The organism is Nonomuraea lactucae (genome assembly GCF_003313395.1).
GTDB lineage: Bacteria > Actinomycetota > Actinomycetes > Streptosporangiales > Streptosporangiaceae > Nonomuraea > Nonomuraea lactucae.
In genome coordinates this window covers 1-14,208 of the sequence record NZ_QNFZ01000179.1, presented here as the reverse complement: position 1 = coordinate 14,208, position 14,208 = coordinate 1, and the positions used below count along the sequence as shown (strand labels likewise).

Genomic DNA, 14,208 nt, shown 5'->3' with positions numbered 1-14,208 from the left:
GGCGATCGCGATGGCGTCGACGCGCCCCGTGCCGCTGCCGTAGGCGCCGCGGAAGGCCAGCCCGGCGCGGCCGGCGGGCATCGCCGCCAGCCATCCCGCGACGCGGTCGGGGCCGAGCAGGACGGTCTCGACCTCGAAGCCCTGGTCGGGCTCGTGATCACCGGTGCCGAGCGTCTTGAAGACGCGCTCGCGCAGCTCGCCGCGGATCTGCAGCGAGTCGAACAGCTTGTTGATCTCCTCGCGCTCCCACGTGCCCTGCTTGAGGTCGGCGAGGTCGGCCTCCATCGGGACGTCGCGCAGCAGCTCAGTGAGCCGGCGGTTCATCAGCACCTGGGCGACGTGCTCGCGCAGCTTGTCGCCGACCTTGCCCTTGACCTCGTCGACCCGGTCGACCAGGGCGGTCAGCGACCCGAACTCGCGCACCCACTTGGCCGCGGTCTTCTCGCCGACGCCGGGGATGCTGAGCAGGTTGTCGCTGGGGTCGCCGCGCAGCGCGGCGAAGTCGGGATACTGCACCGGGGTCAGGCCGTATTTCTCCTCCACGGCCTCGGGGGTGAACCGTGTCATGTCGCTGATGCCGCGGCGGGTCATGAGCACCGTGACCTGCCCGTCGACGAGCTGCAGCGCGTCGCGGTCGCCGGTGACGATCAGCACGTTCATGCCCTCGGCGGAGGCGCGCGTGGCCAGCGTGGCGATCAGGTCGTCGGCCTCGAAGCCGGGCTTGGACAGGCGCGGGATGCGCAGCGTGTCGAGCAGCTCGTAGATGAGCTGCATCTGGCCGCGGAAGTCCTCGGGCGTCTCGCTCCGGTTGGCCTTGTAGTCGGCGTACTCCTCGTGCCGGAAGGTCGGCTCCGAACGGTCGAAGGCGACGGCCACGTGCGACGGCTGCTCATCCCGCAGGATGTTGGTCAGCATCGAGGTGAACCCGTAGACCGCCTCGGTGTGCTGACCGTCGGTGGTCATCAGGTTGGCGTCCTTGAGCGCGTAGAAGGCGCGATAGGCCAGCGAGTGCCCGTCGAGCAGCAGCAGGCACGGGCGGCTGGGGGTCACTTCACTTTTCGGCACACCCGCAGCCTAGTCTGCGTATGCGACAGAAATCCTGGGCCCGGAAGACTGGAGGCCTCCCCTTGACGCAGACCAATCCCGACGAACTCGCCCTGTTCACCTCGCACCAGGGCACGCTGGCCGACCGGATGGGGATCGAGTTCCTGGAGGCCACTGCGGAGCGGGTGGTGGGCAGGATGCCGGTGGAGGGCAACACCCAGCCGTACGGCCTGCTGCACGGCGGCGCCTCGGTGGTGCTGGCCGAGACGCTCGGCTCCACGGGCGCGGCCATCCACGCGGGAGCGGAGCGGATCGCCGTCGGCATCGAGATCAACGCGACGCACCACCGTTCGGCCACCTCTGGCCACGTCACCGGTGTGGCCACCCGGCTGCACGGCGGCCGGTCGCTGGCCACCTACGACATCGTGATCACCGACGAGCAGGGGCGCCGCGTCTGCACCTCGCGCCTGACCTGCATGCTGCGCGACCGAGAACTCCAGGCCCCGCCCCCGCGCGACCGCTGAGCCCCGCCGTCCCCGCCGCACGACCGCTGGGCCGGACACGCCACGCGACCGCTGGGCCGACACGCGACGCGACTCGCGTCTCCCTTTGCGCAGGGGCCCCGCGGGTCGCTACGGTGGTCGGAGCAGAGCCCGCGGGGGGGCCGAGTAGATAACGTGTAAGGCCGGGGAAGCCCTACACGGTCCCAAAGGCCACCCCCCGGGCTCGGTCCCATCTCGGTTCGACCCTCACTTGACCGTGGCCATGTCATGACATGGGAGCGCCCAGCCCCCTCGGCGATGTACCGTCTGACCTGGCCTCTTTGTTTCCTCACGCGAGTGACACGCACATGTCACTAATTGGTGACGAACGATACTGAACCGGTCGTACGCGGAATAAGCTCCCGCAACAGCATCCCAGTTGTGCCTGCGATGCGCGCGTGTCGAGATGGAGGGGCACCACCCCGCCTTGACCTATCCGAGGGAGCACCATTGCGCAGAGCCGTGATCGCGTTCACGGCCTTCCTGAGTGGACTCGTACTCCTGCTCACCGCCCCCGCCCACGCGGCGGCGGCGGACCAGGGCCTGAGAGGGACACTCACATTCCAAGGCCAGCCAGTGAACGGCGTGAAAATCGTCGTGACCACCGAAAGCGGACAACCCGTTGCGGAGGTCGCAAGTAACGCCCAAGGCACCTGGCAGGTCCCGGTGGACAAGCCGGGCAGATACAAGGTGACACTGGATGTCAAGACGCTGCCGCAGAACATGGCGGTCAGGGGCGGCAACAACGTCCGCACCCCGACGGTCTACGCGGACAACTTCTCCGCGGTGCTCTTCGCCCTCCAGGCAAAGGGCGCGCCGGGCCAGCCCCAAGAGGAGGAAGAGAGTTCCTTCTGGGGTCAGGCGGCGCAGCTCGCCTTCGAGGGCCTGAACCTGGGCCTGATCATCGCGCTGGCCGCGCTCGGCCTGTCGCTCATCTACGGCACCACCGGCCTGACCAACTTCGCCCACGGTGAGCTGGTCACGCTCGGCGCCATCCTCGCCTACGCCTTCAACATCGGTGTCGGCCTGCACCTCATCCCCGCCGCCGTGATCGCGGTGATCCTCGCGGGCGGACTGGGATACGCGCAGGACCGGTTCTTCTGGGGTCAGCTGCGCAAACGCGGCACCGGCATCATCGCCATGATGATCATCTCGATCGGCGTGGCGCTCGTCATGCGCTACACGTTCCTGATCCTCTTCGGCGGCCAGAACGAGGCCTTCGCCCAGTACACCGCCCAGCCCGGCGTGCAGATCGGCCCGATCTCCGCGGCGCCGAAGAACTTCATCGCCATGGGCATCGAGCTCGCGGTCCTGATCATCGTCGGGGTGGCACTGCTGCGCACCCGCACCGGCAAGGCGGCCCGCGCCGTCGCCGACAACCCGGCTCTCGCCGCTTCCTCGGGCATCAACGTCGACCGGGTCATCCGCATCATCTGGACCATGGGCGCCGCCATCGCGGCGCTGGCCGGCATCATGCTGGGCCTGTCGCAGAACCTGAAGTTCACCATGGGCCAGGACATCCTGCTGCTCATCTTCGCCGGCGTCACGCTCGGCGGGCTCGGCACCGCGTTCGGCGCGCTCGTCGGCTCGCTCATCGTCGGCCTGTTCATCCAGCTGTCCACCCTGTGGGTGCCGCCGGAGCTCAAGAGCGTCGGCGCGCTGGCCGTACTCATCATCGTGCTCCTCTTCCGGCCGCAGGGCATCCTCGGCCGCCGAGAGCGGATCGGCTGACGGGGGGAATCATGGACTGGGTCACGATCATCTCCACCACCGTCAAGGCCGCCATCGGCGTCGAGACGGTGCTCTACGCGCTCGCCGCGATCGGCATCAACGTCCACTTCGGCTACACCGGCCTGCTCAACTTCGGCCAGGCGGCGTTCATGGCCGTGGCCGGCTACGGCCTGGCGGTCTCCGTCACGGTGCTGGGCCTGCCCTTCTGGGTCGGCATCGCCGTCGGACTGGCCGCCGCGGTGCTGCTCGCGATCATCCTCGGCATCCCGACGCTGCGCCTGCGCGCCGACTATCTCGCCATCGTCACCATCGCCGCGGCCGAGATCATCCGGCTCGTGTTCCGCTCGGTGGCGTTCAAGGACATCTTCGGCGGCTCCGACGGCCGGCGCGGCTTCTCCAACGGCTTCTACGCGCTCAACCCGTTCCCCGAAGGCGAGTACGGCTTCGGCTGGTTCACCTTCAACCACCGGGTCACCTGGGTGCTCGTCGTCGGCTGGATCCTCGTCGCGCTGTCCTGCCTCATCGTCTACCTGCTCATGAACAGCCCGTGGGGCCGCGTGATCAAGGCGATCCGCGAGGACGAGGACGCCGTGCGCAGCCTCGGCAAGAACGTCTTCTCCTACAAGATGCAGTCGCTGATCCTCGGTGGCGTCATCGGCGCCCTCGGCGGCTTCATCTACGGGCTGGCGTTCGCGTCGGTGCAGCCCGACATCTTCGGCACCGAGACCACCTTCTTCGCCTATACGATCGTCATCCTCGGCGGCGCGGCCCGCGTGCTGGGCCCGGTCGTCGGCTCGATGATCTTCTGGGTGCTGCTGGTCCTCATCAACGGCTTGCTGAGCGGCGCGGTGGAGGCCGGGTACATCACCTTCATGAACTCCACCCAGGTCGGCCCGGTCCGCTTCCTCCTGGTCGGAGTGGGATTGATCCTCTTGCTCATCTACCGGCCACAAGGCATCTTCGGTGACAAGAGGGAGATTGCTTTCGATGCACGCTGACACCACGACCACCGGCCGCAAGGCCGCGGCACTGGCCGCGTTCAAGGACCTGGCCCGCGACCCCGGCGTGCCCAAGCCCGACCCGATCCTCGTGGTCGACAACGTGGTGCGCCGCTTCGGCGGCCTCACGGCGGTCGAGGTCGAGCACGTCGAGGTCCAGCGCGGCTCCATCACCGCGCTGATCGGCCCGAACGGCGCCGGCAAGACCACGTTCTTCAACCAGCTGACCGGCTTCGACACCGCCGACTCCGGCCAGTGGACGTTCAACGGCAGCAGCATGAACGGCGTGCCTCCGCACAAGGTGGCCCGGTCCGGCATGGTGCGCACGTTCCAGCTCACCAAGGCGCTGTCCAGGCTGACGGTGCTGGAGAACATGCGGCTCGGCGCGCAGGCGCAGAAGGGCGAGAGCTTCTGGCGCGCCCTCGTGCCCGGCTTCTGGCGCCAGCAGGAGGACGAGATCACCCAGCGGGCCGAGGAACTGCTCGTCAGGTTCAAGCTCGACGCCAAGCGCGAGGACTTCGCCGGGTCGCTCTCCGGCGGCCAGCGCAAGCTGCTGGAGATGGCCCGCGCGCTCATGGTCCAGCCCGAGCTGGTCATGCTCGACGAGCCGATGGCGGGCGTCAACCCGGCCCTGACCCAGTCGCTGCTCGGCCACGTCAAGGACCTGCGCGAGCAGGGCATGACCGTGCTGTTCGTCGAGCACGACATGGACATGGTGCGCGACATCAGCGACTGGGTGATCGTCATGGCCCAGGGCGCCGTCATCGCCGAGGGGCCGCCGGACACCATCATGTCCGACGCCCGCGTCATCGACGCCTACCTGGGCGCCCACCACGACGCCCCGCTGTCGGACAGCGAGCTGGAGGAGCAGCTCCACCAGGCGGAGGCGGCGCTGGAGGCAGAGATCGAGGAGGAGACGCAGAAGTGAACGCCGTCCCCGGGTCCGCGCCGGACTCCCAGCGGTCCGGCTCCGAGCCCGTCAACTCCGAGCCCGTCAACTCAGAGCCCGTCGGCTCCCAGCAGGCCATCACCGACCGCAGCGCCCACGTGGCGGGCGCGGAGAACGCCGTGCTGCGCTGCGACGAGCTGATCGCCGGTTACCTGCCGGGCGTCAACATCCTCAACGGATCCGACCTGTACGTCCAGCCGGGTGAGCTGATCGGCATCATCGGCCCCAACGGCGCCGGCAAGTCGACGCTGCTCAAGGCCATGTTCGGGCTGGTCAACATCCGCAGCGGCACGGTGAAGCTGAAGGGTGAGGACATCACCAACATGAAGGCGCACCAGTTGGTCTCGCGCGGGGTCGGCTACGTCCCGCAGACCAACAACGTCTTCCCGAGCCTCACCATCGAGGAGAACCTGGAGATGGGCGCCTTCCAGGTGCCCGCCAAGTTCAAGGAGCGTTTCGAGTTCGTCGCCGAGCTGTTCCCCGCGCTCAAGGAGCGGCGCAAGCAGCGCGCCGGCTCCCTGTCGGGCGGCGAGCGGCAGATGGTGGCGATGGCCAGGGCGCTCATGACGGAGCCGTCGGTGCTGCTGCTCGACGAGCCGTCGGCGGGCCTGTCGCCCAAGCTGCAGGACCTGGTGTTCATCCAGGCCCAGCAGATCAACGCGGCGGGAGTGACGGTCATCATGGTGGAGCAGAACGCCAGGCGCTGCCTGCAGATCTGCCACCGTGGCTACGTCCTCGACCAGGGCCGCAACGCCTACACCGGCACCGGCCGCCAGCTCGCCAACGACCCCAAGGTGATCGAGCTCTACCTCGGCACCCTGGCCAAGGCGTAGCGATCTCCTGAAACGGCGAAGGGGCCCCTGAGGAGGGGGCCCCTTCGCCGTTTCGTCGTGCCCCGTGCCGGTGGGAGTCCGTCAGGCAGGTGAAAGGGCCCGGTCCAGTGGACCGGGCCCTCTCTTTGCCGTCACCGCCGTCGCCTGTGCGGGCGACGGGCCTTGAGCGGGTCGTCAGCCGGCGATGTTGCCGGTGCGGTACTCGAGGGCCTTGATCGGGTACTTGTTGTCGTCGCCGTACTGGTAGATGCCGATGGTGGCGACGGCCGGGTCACCGGCCTCGTTGAACTCGACCGGACCGCTCACGCCGTCGTAGTCGATGTCCTTGCCGGCCTTGAGCAGCTCGACGCAGGTCTTGAAGTTGTTGCACTTCTCGCCACCCTTGCTGACCTCGGCCAGCTTCTTGGCGATGTCCACGCCGGCGTCGCTCTTGGCCGCCTCGGCCGCGAGCGCGATCAGGTTGGCGGCGTCGTAGGACTCGGGCGCGTAGCTGAAGTCCTCGAGCTTGGGGTTGACGGCCAGAAGCTTCTTCTGGAACTCCTCCGGAGCCGCGGCGCCGGGGATGGTGCCCTTGACGCCTGTCAAGGTGCTCTTGGGCATCTTGACGTAGTTGGTGTTGGAGGTGTTGCCGTCGACCATGTACCACTTGTACTTGCTGGCCGGCATGCCCTGCTTGACGAGCTCCTGGACGACCTTGGAGGTCTCCTCGAAGCCGATCAGCACGATCCCCTTGGGGTTCTTCGCCTTGATCTTCGCCACGTCGGCGGAGAAGTCGGCGGCCTTCGGGTCGTAGTCGACGCGCTCGACGACCTGCCCGCCACCGTCGGTGACGGTCTTGGCGACCTGGTCGGCCAGGCCGGTGCCGTACGAGTCCTGCATCGCCAGGATGCCGACCGTGTCGTTGCCGTCGGCCACCACGAGGTCGCCCAGCACGCGGCCCTGGAGCTTGTCCGGCGGCGACGTGCGGAAGTAGAGGCCCTTGTCCTCGATCGTGGTGAACTTGTCGGAGGTGTTGGCGGGCGAGAAGTGCACCACGCCGGCACCGGTGATCTTGTCGATGACCGACTCCGACACCGACGAGGACGCCGCGCCGATGATGGCGTCGGCCTTCTGCGCGAGCAGCTTGTCCACCGACTGCGAAGCGATGTTGGTGGTGGTGTCACCGGAGTCGGTGTCGTACTTGGTGACCGGCTTGCCGAGAACGCCGCCGGCGTCGTTTATCTCCTTGAGAGCCGCGTCGACGCCCGCGAACTCGGGCGGGCCGAGGAACGCGAGCGAGCCCGTCTGCGGGAGCAGCGTGCCGAGCGTGAGAGTGCCGTCACCCTTCGCCGCGGGAGCCGCGGAAGAGGCGGCCGTGTCAGATGGCTTGGCGGCTGTGTCGCCGCCACCCCCACCGCAGGCTGTCAGGGCGAGGCTGGTGGCAGCCGCGACAGCCAGCGCCCGCCCCACGGGAGCAATGCGGACCATGAAGTGTCTCCTTCATCTCCAGGCCGGGAGCCGGACAGCGCCGAGATTCCCGTTCGAATGGTGGAAACGTACAAAACCACCAGGGTGTCCAACCAGATGCCTTGGGGAACTGTCGGCACTTGGATGCTGAGTCGTAATCAGTCCTCAACTTACGAGAGCCGCCGGAGCATGCCTAATGTGCCTGGAGTGAAGCGCATTAGGATCCCCCTGGTCATGGTGGCTATGCTAGCCGGTTGCGGCACCTCGGACCGCCCGGCCGAGCCGTCGACCCGCCCTCCTGACGGCGTGTCCGTGTCACTCGCGCAATGGCGTTCCGACGAGCCCGCGCACGCCCTCCAGATCGCTGTGCGCAATACCTCCGACACGCCCGTGTATTTCGCCGATGTCCAACTGGTCACGCCGTCATTCAAAACGCTGCCACCGGAAAGCACGGAGGCCACGATCCGCCACACCGAACGCACCGACCTCCGCATTCCCTACGGCGCGGCGAACTGCTCGCCGGCCGGGCTGCCCGAGGTGCGGCCCGCGAAGGTGGTGGCCAGGATCCGCGCCGGCTCGGAGCCGCAGCGGAAGGTGGTCTTCGACGTGCCGCACCCGGACCCGCTGCTCGCCCGGCTGCTGCGCGACGAGTGCTCGGCGTTCCTGGTCGAGCAGGCGGCCGCGATAGAGTTCGGGCCGGAGTGGAAGCGGGACGGCGACGTCATGCGGGGCACCCTGGTGCTCACCCGCCGCGGCGCCGGGACGGTGACCGTCAACTCCGTCGACGGCACCACCCACTACATCGTCACCCCCGCGCGCGGACGACGCCCGCTGGTCGTGCTGGAGGCGGGCGCGCGGCGGGCCGAGGCGCCCATCGCGCTGTCGCCCGGCCGGTGCGACCCGCACGCGTTCGCCGAGGCCAAGAAGGCGTTCCTGTTCCCCGTACGGGCCAGCGTCGACGGGGGCGAGGAGCGGATCGTCATCGTGGAGCCGCCCAAGCCGCTGCAGGAGCGCCTCATCTCGTACGCGCTGCGGGTGTGCGGCCTGGGCGGCTGAGCGTCATCCGGTGATGCGGGACCTGTCAGCCGCGCCCTTCGGCGTCGGCTATAACGATCTGGGCAACCTCGCGCATGCTCAGCCTGCGGTCCATGGACGCCTTCTGGATCCACCGGAACGCCTGCGGCTCGCTCCAGCCGTGGGCGGCCATCAGCTGCCCCTTGGCCCGCTCGACCAGCTTGCGGGTCTCCAGCCGCTCGGAGAGGCTGGAGACCTCCTTGGCGAGCGCCACCATCTCCTCGTGCCTGCTGACCGCCATCTCGATCGCCGGCACCAGGTCGGCCTTGGTGAACGGCTTGACCAGGTAGGCCATCGCGCCGGCGTCCCTGGCCCGCTCGACCAGGTCGCGCTGGGAGAACGCGGTGAGGATGAGGCACGGGGCGATGCGGTCGGCCACGATGCGCTCGGCGGCGGAGATGCCGTCGAGCACGGGCATCTTGACGTCGAGGATCACCAGGTCGGGCTTGAGCTCGGCGGCCAGCCGGATCGCCTGCTCGCCGTCACCGGCCTCGCCCACCACGGCGTAGCCGTCCTCCTCAAGCATCTCCTTGAGGTCGAGGCGGATCAGCGCCTCGTCTTCCGCTATCACCACTCGCCGCTGCGTACTCACGAGCAGAAGAGTACCGATGTCCGCTAGATTAGATCCACGTCGTGCTGGTCGACCCCTGAGTTGGGCTACGCTTTGGCCGTGCGATACGGGCGATCCGGGTTCCTCCGGGTTCCCGCCCCGGTACCCCAATTGGCATGAGGGAGCGGATTCAAAACCCGTACAGTGTGGGTTCGAGTCCCACCCGGGGCACACGACTAACCGCTCGGCCGTCCGGCCGGGCGGTTCTGTCATACACGGGCCTGGGCGTCCTGTGACCCACGACGGCGCCCGTACACGGTGGCGGTATTTTGAGCCCGTGACTACTACTGACCCCACCGTGACCGGCGCGCACGGCGTCGGGCTGGCCACCGTCGCCGCCGACGGCACCGTTCTCGACACGTGGTTCCCCGCTCCGGAGCTGGGCGACCCGCCCGCCGCGGGCACCGAACGGCTCGATCCGGCCGAGGCCGGCGAGCTGGCCGCGCTCGTCGGCCCCGACGACGCCCGGGGCGTCGAGGTGGTGGCCGTGCGCACCGGCATCGCCAAGCTCTCCGATCCGCCGGTGGACGCGCATGACGCCTACCTCCGGCTGCACCTGCTCTCCGCCCGCCTGGTCAGGCCCAGGCTGAACCTGGACGGCGTGTTCGGGCTGCTGGCAAACGTCGTGTGGACCAACCACGGCCCGTGCGCCGTGGAGGGCTTCGAGCGCACGCGCCTGCGGCTGCGCGCCAGGGGCCCGGTGACGGTGTACGGGGTCGACAAGTTCCCGAGAATGGTCGACTACGTGCTGCCGCCGGGCGTGCGCATCGCCGACGCCGACCGCGTGCGCCTCGGCGCCCACCTGGCCAGTGGCACCACGGTGATGCACGAGGGCTTCGTGAACTACAACGCCGGCACGCTGGGCGCCTCCATGGTGGAGGGCCGCATCTCGGCCGGGGTCGTGGTCGGCGACGGCTCGGACGTGGGCGGCGGCGCCTCGATCATGGGCACCCTGTCGGGCGGCGGCAAGGAGGTCATCTCCCTCGGCGAGCGCTGCCTGCTGGGCGCCAACGCCGGGGTCGGCATCTCGCTGGGCGACGACTGCGTGGTGGAGGCCGGCCTCTACGTGACCGCCGGCACCAAGGTCGCGCTGCCGGACGGCCGCACGGTCAAGGCCAGGGACCTGTCGGGCAGCAGCGGCCTGCTCTTCCGCCGCAACTCCCAGACGGGCGCCGTCGAGGCCTCTCCCCGCACGGGCACGGGCATCGAGCTCAACACGGCCCTCCACCAGAACTGAACTGACCCACCGCGACGGCATCCCTCTGACGAAGCCCCTGCCGGGACCGGCGATCCATGAAGATCGTCCGCCTGGCCAGGGGCTTCGCGGTTGAGGGACGGTCACCGCCATCAGCGCTCCCGCCCAGTGCTCCACCTTCACCCTCCGCTTTCCCATCACCCCGAAGCGGTGACGCTGGAGCTGTTCTGCCGGCGTGGTCGACGAGGTTCTGTACGATGCCGAAGGGGCCGAAAGGAGATAAATCATGAACTGGGCCGGATTCATCCCGGCTGCCCTGCTGGTGTCGCTCATTCCGGGCGCGAACCAGTTACTCGGGCTGAGCAACGCCGTGCGGCACGGCATCTGGTACGCCCTCGCCGGGGTCGGCGGGCGGCTGGCCGCCTTCGGCGTGCTCATCGGGTTGGTCATGGGCGGGGTCGGCGCGGTGCTGGTGGCGTCGGCCACCGCGCTCAACGTGATCAAATGGGTCGGCGTCGCCTATCTCGCCTGGATCGGGTTCGCCGCCATCCGCCGTGCCTGGCGACGGCCCTCCGAGGCGGCGGACGCCGCCGCGGAGACACGGCCCGCCACGGCCGGCAGAGGTCTGTGGCCGGTCGTCGTCAACGAGTTCGTCGTGGCGATCAGCAACCCCAAGGCCCTGCTGCTGTTCGCGGCCTTGCTGCCGCAGTTCACCGGCGGGACGGGGAGCGACCTCGACACTCAGCTCGTCCTGCTGGGCATCGCCTACCTCGGCATCGAGCTCGTGGTGGGCCTCGGCTACATCGGGATCGGCGGACGCATCGGGATGACCGGCGTCACGGCCCGAACCCAGCGTCGGATCGACGGCGGCACCGGCGTCTGCTTCGTCGGCCTCGCCGGGCTGCTCGCGGCCGACAACGTGGCGTAGGCGCACGTCGCGGCGGTCAGGCGTCGTGGGCCAGCCACAGGTCGGGGCCGAAAACCTCGTAGTGGACGTCCCTGGGAGCGACGCCCGCGGCGATGAGCCGGCCTCGGACGTCGCGCATGAACGGCAGCGGCCCGCACATGTAGACGACCGCGCCTTCGGGGATCTCGACGCCGGTGAGGTCCATCCGGCCGGCGCGGTCGCGCCCGGACGCCTCGCCCGCCTCGTACCAGAAGACCCGCTCCCCGCCGGGCAGCGCGTCGGCCAGGCGTTCCATGTCCGAGCGGAGAGCGTGGCCGGACTCGGAGACGTCGGCGTGCAGGACCAGGACCCGGCGGGTGGAGCCGGTGGCGGCCAGGTTTTCGAGCATGGCGGTGATGGGGGTGCAGCCGATGCCCCCGGAGACCAGCACCAGCGGCGCACGGGGCTCTGCCAGCGTCACGTCGCCGAAGGGCGCCGACAGGGTGAGCTCGTCGCCCTCCCTGACGGTGGAGTGCAGCAGGCTGGACACCTCCCCCTCGGGCTGGTCGCCGCCGCGCACCCGCTTGACGGTGATGCGGCGCAGCCCGTCGTCGCCGTGCCCGGACAGCGTGTACTGGCGCAGTTGGTGGACGCCGTCGGGCATGAGGACGCGGACGCTGACGTACTGGCCGGGCAGCGCGGGCGGGACGGGCCCGCCGTCGACCGGCCGCAGCATGAGAGACATGACGTCGGGGGTCTCCTCGCGCCGCTCGACGACCCGCCACCGCCGCCAGGTGTCGCCGTCGCGCGTGCCCGCCTGGGCGTAGAGGCGGGCCTCCATGGAGATCAGGGCGCCGGCCATCAGCCAGTAGACCTCGTCCCAGGCCGCCGCCACCTCGGGGGTCACCGCCTCGCCGAGCACGTCCGCGATCGCGGCGAAGAGGTACTTGTGGACGATGACGTACTGGTCTTCGGTGACGCCGACCGCCGCGTGCTTGTGCGCGATGCGGGCGAGCAGCGCGTCGGGGCGCTCGTCCGGGCGGTCCAGGAGCATGCGGGCGAAGCCGGCGATGGAGCCGGCCAATGCCCTGCGCTGCTCGCCGCTGCGCTGGTTGCCGCGGTTGAACAGCCCGTCGAGCAGTTCGGGGCGCTCGGCGAACATCGTCCCGTAGAACCTCGTGGTGATCTCGTCGAGCGAGGCGCCGACGACGGGGAGGGTGGCGCGGACGATCGCGGCGCTTTCCGCGGACAGCATGTGAACCTCCTGCTCCAGGGCAGCCCAAGACCGGCCCAAGAAATAATTGGCATCTGAGATTCATATTAAAGGGCCGGGGTGGAGGTCTCCCCACCGGCGTCACCCCGGGGGCGCGAGGGACAGCAGCGCCGGGCCGGTCGGCGCGGTGACCAGGGAGGCGATCGTGACCGTGTCGAGCGAGGCGTAGAACGCCTCCTGGGCCTCGCGCAGCGCGGCGCGCAGGCGGCAGGCGGCCCGCAGCGGGCACGGCGGCGTGTCCTCGCACCCGACGACGTCGCCTCCGCCTTCGAGGCGGCGGACGACGCCGCCGACGGACGCGCTCCGGCCGCTCTCGGTGAGCTGCAATCCTCCGCCGCGCCCCCGCCGCGCCTCGACCAGGCCGAGCTCGCTCAGCCGCGCCACCGCCTTGGCGGCGTGGGTGTACGGGACGGCGAGCATGTCGGCGACCGCGCGGGTGGTCATCAGCTCATCCTGGTGCGCCACGGCCAGCCGCATCACGATGCGCAGCGAGATGTCGGTGAAGGCGGTCAGGCGCATACCCCTACGGTAGGCGCTGCCCGGCAACGCCCGGACACGCCTCCGGACCGGAGCCGCCCCGGCTGAACATGCCTGAAAAGGGTCCTGCCGTCCCCCGATTAGGGACCTTCGTCACTACGGGGGCGTGGTTCCTCGATGGTGAACTCCTCGTTGGCCGGTCCGGCGACGGGACGAACGACGTCCGCGCGGCAGCCCGGAGCGGCCGCAATCCGGAGGAGGTTCCCTTGTCGATCGCCGACCACTCGACCGGCGCCCGCCCCGCCCGGCCACCCGCGGGCGAGGCTGCGCCGCTGCCCGTCCTGATCCAGGGCGGGATGGGCGTGGGGGTGTCCGGGTGGCGGCTGGCGCGGGCCGTCTCCATGGCCGGGCAGCTCGGCGTGGTGTCGGGTACGGCACTGGACGCCACGCTGGCCCGGCGGCTGCAGCTCGGGGACCCCGACGGCCGGTCTCGCCACGCGCTGGCCCGCTTCCCGGTCCCCGAGATCGCCGAACGGGTCCTGCGGCGCTACTACGTGCCCGGCGGGACCGGCCCCGGCGTGCCGTACCGGCCCATACCCCGGCTGGGACTGCGGCCGAACCGCGCCCGCGACGAGCTGACCGTGCTCGCGAACTTCGCCGAGGTGCTCCTCGCCAAGGAAGGGCACGACGGGCTGGTCGGGATCAACTACCTGGAGAAGATCCAGCTCGCCACGCCCGCCGCGGTCTACGGGGCGATGCTGGCCGGGGTCGACTACGTGCTGGTGGGCGCGGGCATCCCCGCGGAGCTGCCGCGGCTGATCGGCGACCTGGCCGCGGGGCGGCCGGCGGAGCTCACGGTCACCGTGGCGGGCGACGGAGAGACAGTGCGGCACGTGGTCCGGCTCGACCCGGAGGCGTTGCTCGGCCTGCGGCCGGAACCACCGGCGCGGCCCCGGTTCCTGGCGATCGTCTCCTCGCACGTCCTGGCCGCCTACCTGGCCCGCTCGGAGGCGACACGGCCGGACGGGTTCGTGGTCGAGTCGCAGGTGGCGGGTGGCCACAGCGCGCCGCCGCGCGGCCGCATGCGGCTCGACGCCGCGGGCGAGCCGGTGTACGGGCCGCGGGACGTGGCCGACACCGCCAGGATGGC

The 14,208-nt window shown here is 69.9% G+C and carries 14 protein-coding genes and 1 tRNA gene; 10 read left to right on the top strand and 5 right to left on the bottom strand.

Going from position 1 to position 14,208, the window contains the following annotated elements; genetic code table 11:
* A partial coding sequence (locus DQW85_RS11760) for a 5'-3' exonuclease (protein WP_275888195.1) occupies positions 1-1,065 on the bottom strand: 1,065 nt, incomplete at its 3' end.
* Positions 1,066-1,193: 128 nt separating this feature from the next.
* Here DQW85_RS11760 and DQW85_RS11755 point away from each other — a divergent pair.
* The 5 genes from DQW85_RS11755 to DQW85_RS11735 all read left to right on the top strand — a co-directional run bounded on the left by DQW85_RS11755 (position 1,194) and on the right by DQW85_RS11735 (position 6,097).
* Positions 1,194-1,568 carry a PaaI family thioesterase gene (locus DQW85_RS11755; protein ID WP_240197098.1) on the top strand — a complete coding sequence of 125 codons (375 nt, stop codon included), beginning with the start codon at positions 1,194-1,196 and terminating at the stop codon, positions 1,566-1,568.
* Positions 1,569-2,276: 708 nt separating this feature from the next.
* A complete protein-coding gene (locus tag DQW85_RS11750) occupies positions 2,277-3,317 on the top strand; it encodes a branched-chain amino acid ABC transporter permease (protein WP_240197097.1) in 1,041 nt (346 codons plus the stop codon).
* An 11-nt stretch (positions 3,318-3,328) separates the two neighbouring features.
* Positions 3,329-4,315 carry a branched-chain amino acid ABC transporter permease gene (locus DQW85_RS11745; RefSeq protein WP_113700368.1) on the top strand — a complete coding sequence of 329 codons (987 nt, stop codon included), beginning with the start codon at positions 3,329-3,331 and terminating at the stop codon, positions 4,313-4,315.
* Positions 4,305-5,243: an ABC transporter ATP-binding protein gene (locus DQW85_RS11740; protein ID WP_113700367.1), complete on the top strand. Its 939-nt coding sequence runs from the start codon at positions 4,305-4,307 to the stop codon at positions 5,241-5,243. Before DQW85_RS11745 ends, DQW85_RS11740 begins: the two co-directional genes overlap by 11 nt.
* Positions 5,240-6,097 carry an ABC transporter ATP-binding protein gene (locus DQW85_RS11735; RefSeq protein ID WP_205315047.1) on the top strand — a complete coding sequence of 286 codons (858 nt, stop codon included), beginning with the start codon at positions 5,240-5,242 and terminating at the stop codon, positions 6,095-6,097. The genes DQW85_RS11740 and DQW85_RS11735 overlap by 4 nt, the downstream gene beginning before the upstream one ends.
* A gap of 174 nt (positions 6,098-6,271) precedes the next feature.
* On the opposite strand, the gene DQW85_RS11730 is transcribed toward DQW85_RS11735, so the two are convergent.
* Complete coding sequence (locus DQW85_RS11730; RefSeq protein WP_113700366.1) at positions 6,272-7,564, bottom strand: ABC transporter substrate-binding protein; 1,293 nt, start codon at positions 7,562-7,564, stop codon at positions 6,272-6,274.
* 285 nt (positions 7,565-7,849) lie between these two features.
* On the opposite strand from DQW85_RS11730, the gene DQW85_RS11725 reads away from it, so the two are divergent.
* The gene (locus DQW85_RS11725; RefSeq protein WP_162794912.1) at positions 7,850-8,599 is read left to right on the top strand and encodes a hypothetical protein; all 750 of its coding nucleotides are present in this window, start codon (positions 7,850-7,852) and stop codon (positions 8,597-8,599) included.
* 25 nt (positions 8,600-8,624) lie between these two features.
* On the opposite strand, the gene DQW85_RS11720 is transcribed toward DQW85_RS11725, so the two are convergent.
* Positions 8,625-9,209 (bottom strand): ANTAR domain-containing response regulator, encoded by a 585-nt coding sequence (locus DQW85_RS11720; RefSeq protein WP_240197096.1) that lies wholly within the window; start codon positions 9,207-9,209, stop codon positions 8,625-8,627.
* A gap of 114 nt (positions 9,210-9,323) precedes the next feature.
* Here DQW85_RS11720 and DQW85_RS11715 point away from each other — a divergent pair.
* From DQW85_RS11715 to DQW85_RS11705, 3 genes are all read left to right on the top strand, one after another.
* Positions 9,324-9,398: transfer RNA gene (locus DQW85_RS11715), tRNA-Leu, on the top strand.
* A 106-nt stretch (positions 9,399-9,504) separates the two neighbouring features.
* A complete protein-coding gene (gene dapD / locus DQW85_RS11710) occupies positions 9,505-10,464 on the top strand; it encodes a 2,3,4,5-tetrahydropyridine-2,6-dicarboxylate N-succinyltransferase (protein WP_113700363.1) in 960 nt (319 codons plus the stop codon).
* A 244-nt stretch (positions 10,465-10,708) separates the two neighbouring features.
* Positions 10,709-11,350, top strand: coding sequence for a LysE family translocator (locus tag DQW85_RS11705; protein ID WP_113700362.1), 642 nt, complete (start codon positions 10,709-10,711; stop codon positions 11,348-11,350).
* 16 nt (positions 11,351-11,366) lie between these two features.
* Here the strand turns inward: DQW85_RS11705 and DQW85_RS11700 are convergent, their stop codons facing one another.
* Both DQW85_RS11700 and DQW85_RS11695 read right to left on the bottom strand, forming a co-directional pair.
* Positions 11,367-12,563: a globin domain-containing protein gene (locus tag DQW85_RS11700; protein ID WP_113700361.1), complete on the bottom strand. Its 1,197-nt coding sequence runs from the start codon at positions 12,561-12,563 to the stop codon at positions 11,367-11,369.
* Between the two features lie 99 nt (positions 12,564-12,662).
* Positions 12,663-13,100 (bottom strand): RrF2 family transcriptional regulator, encoded by a 438-nt coding sequence (locus tag DQW85_RS11695; RefSeq protein WP_113700360.1) that lies wholly within the window; start codon positions 13,098-13,100, stop codon positions 12,663-12,665.
* A 224-nt stretch (positions 13,101-13,324) separates the two neighbouring features.
* Between DQW85_RS11695 and DQW85_RS11690 the strand changes: the two genes are divergently transcribed.
* A partial coding sequence (locus DQW85_RS11690) for a beta/alpha barrel domain-containing protein (RefSeq protein WP_476703599.1) occupies positions 13,325-14,208 on the top strand: 884 nt, incomplete at its 3' end.

Excerpts from the sequence above, each read along its gene's own strand:
- DQW85_RS11755 (WP_240197098.1), top strand. The coding sequence starts at position 1,194 with ATGGGGATCGAGTTCCTGGAGGCCACTGCGGAGCGGGTGGTGGGCAGG.
- DQW85_RS11745 (WP_113700368.1), top strand. The coding sequence starts at position 3,329 with ATGGACTGGGTCACGATCATCTCCACCACCGTCAAGGCCGCCATCGGC.
- DQW85_RS11740 (WP_113700367.1), top strand. The coding sequence starts at position 4,305 with ATGCACGCTGACACCACGACCACCGGCCGCAAGGCCGCGGCACTGGCC.
- DQW85_RS11730 (WP_113700366.1), bottom strand. The coding sequence starts at position 7,564 with ATGGTCCGCATTGCTCCCGTGGGGCGGGCGCTGGCTGTCGCGGCTGCC.
- DQW85_RS11705 (WP_113700362.1), top strand. The coding sequence starts at position 10,709 with ATGAACTGGGCCGGATTCATCCCGGCTGCCCTGCTGGTGTCGCTCATT.
- DQW85_RS11700 (WP_113700361.1), bottom strand. The coding sequence starts at position 12,563 with ATGCTGTCCGCGGAAAGCGCCGCGATCGTCCGCGCCACCCTCCCCGTC.
- DQW85_RS11695 (WP_113700360.1), bottom strand. The coding sequence starts at position 13,100 with ATGCGCCTGACCGCCTTCACCGACATCTCGCTGCGCATCGTGATGCGG.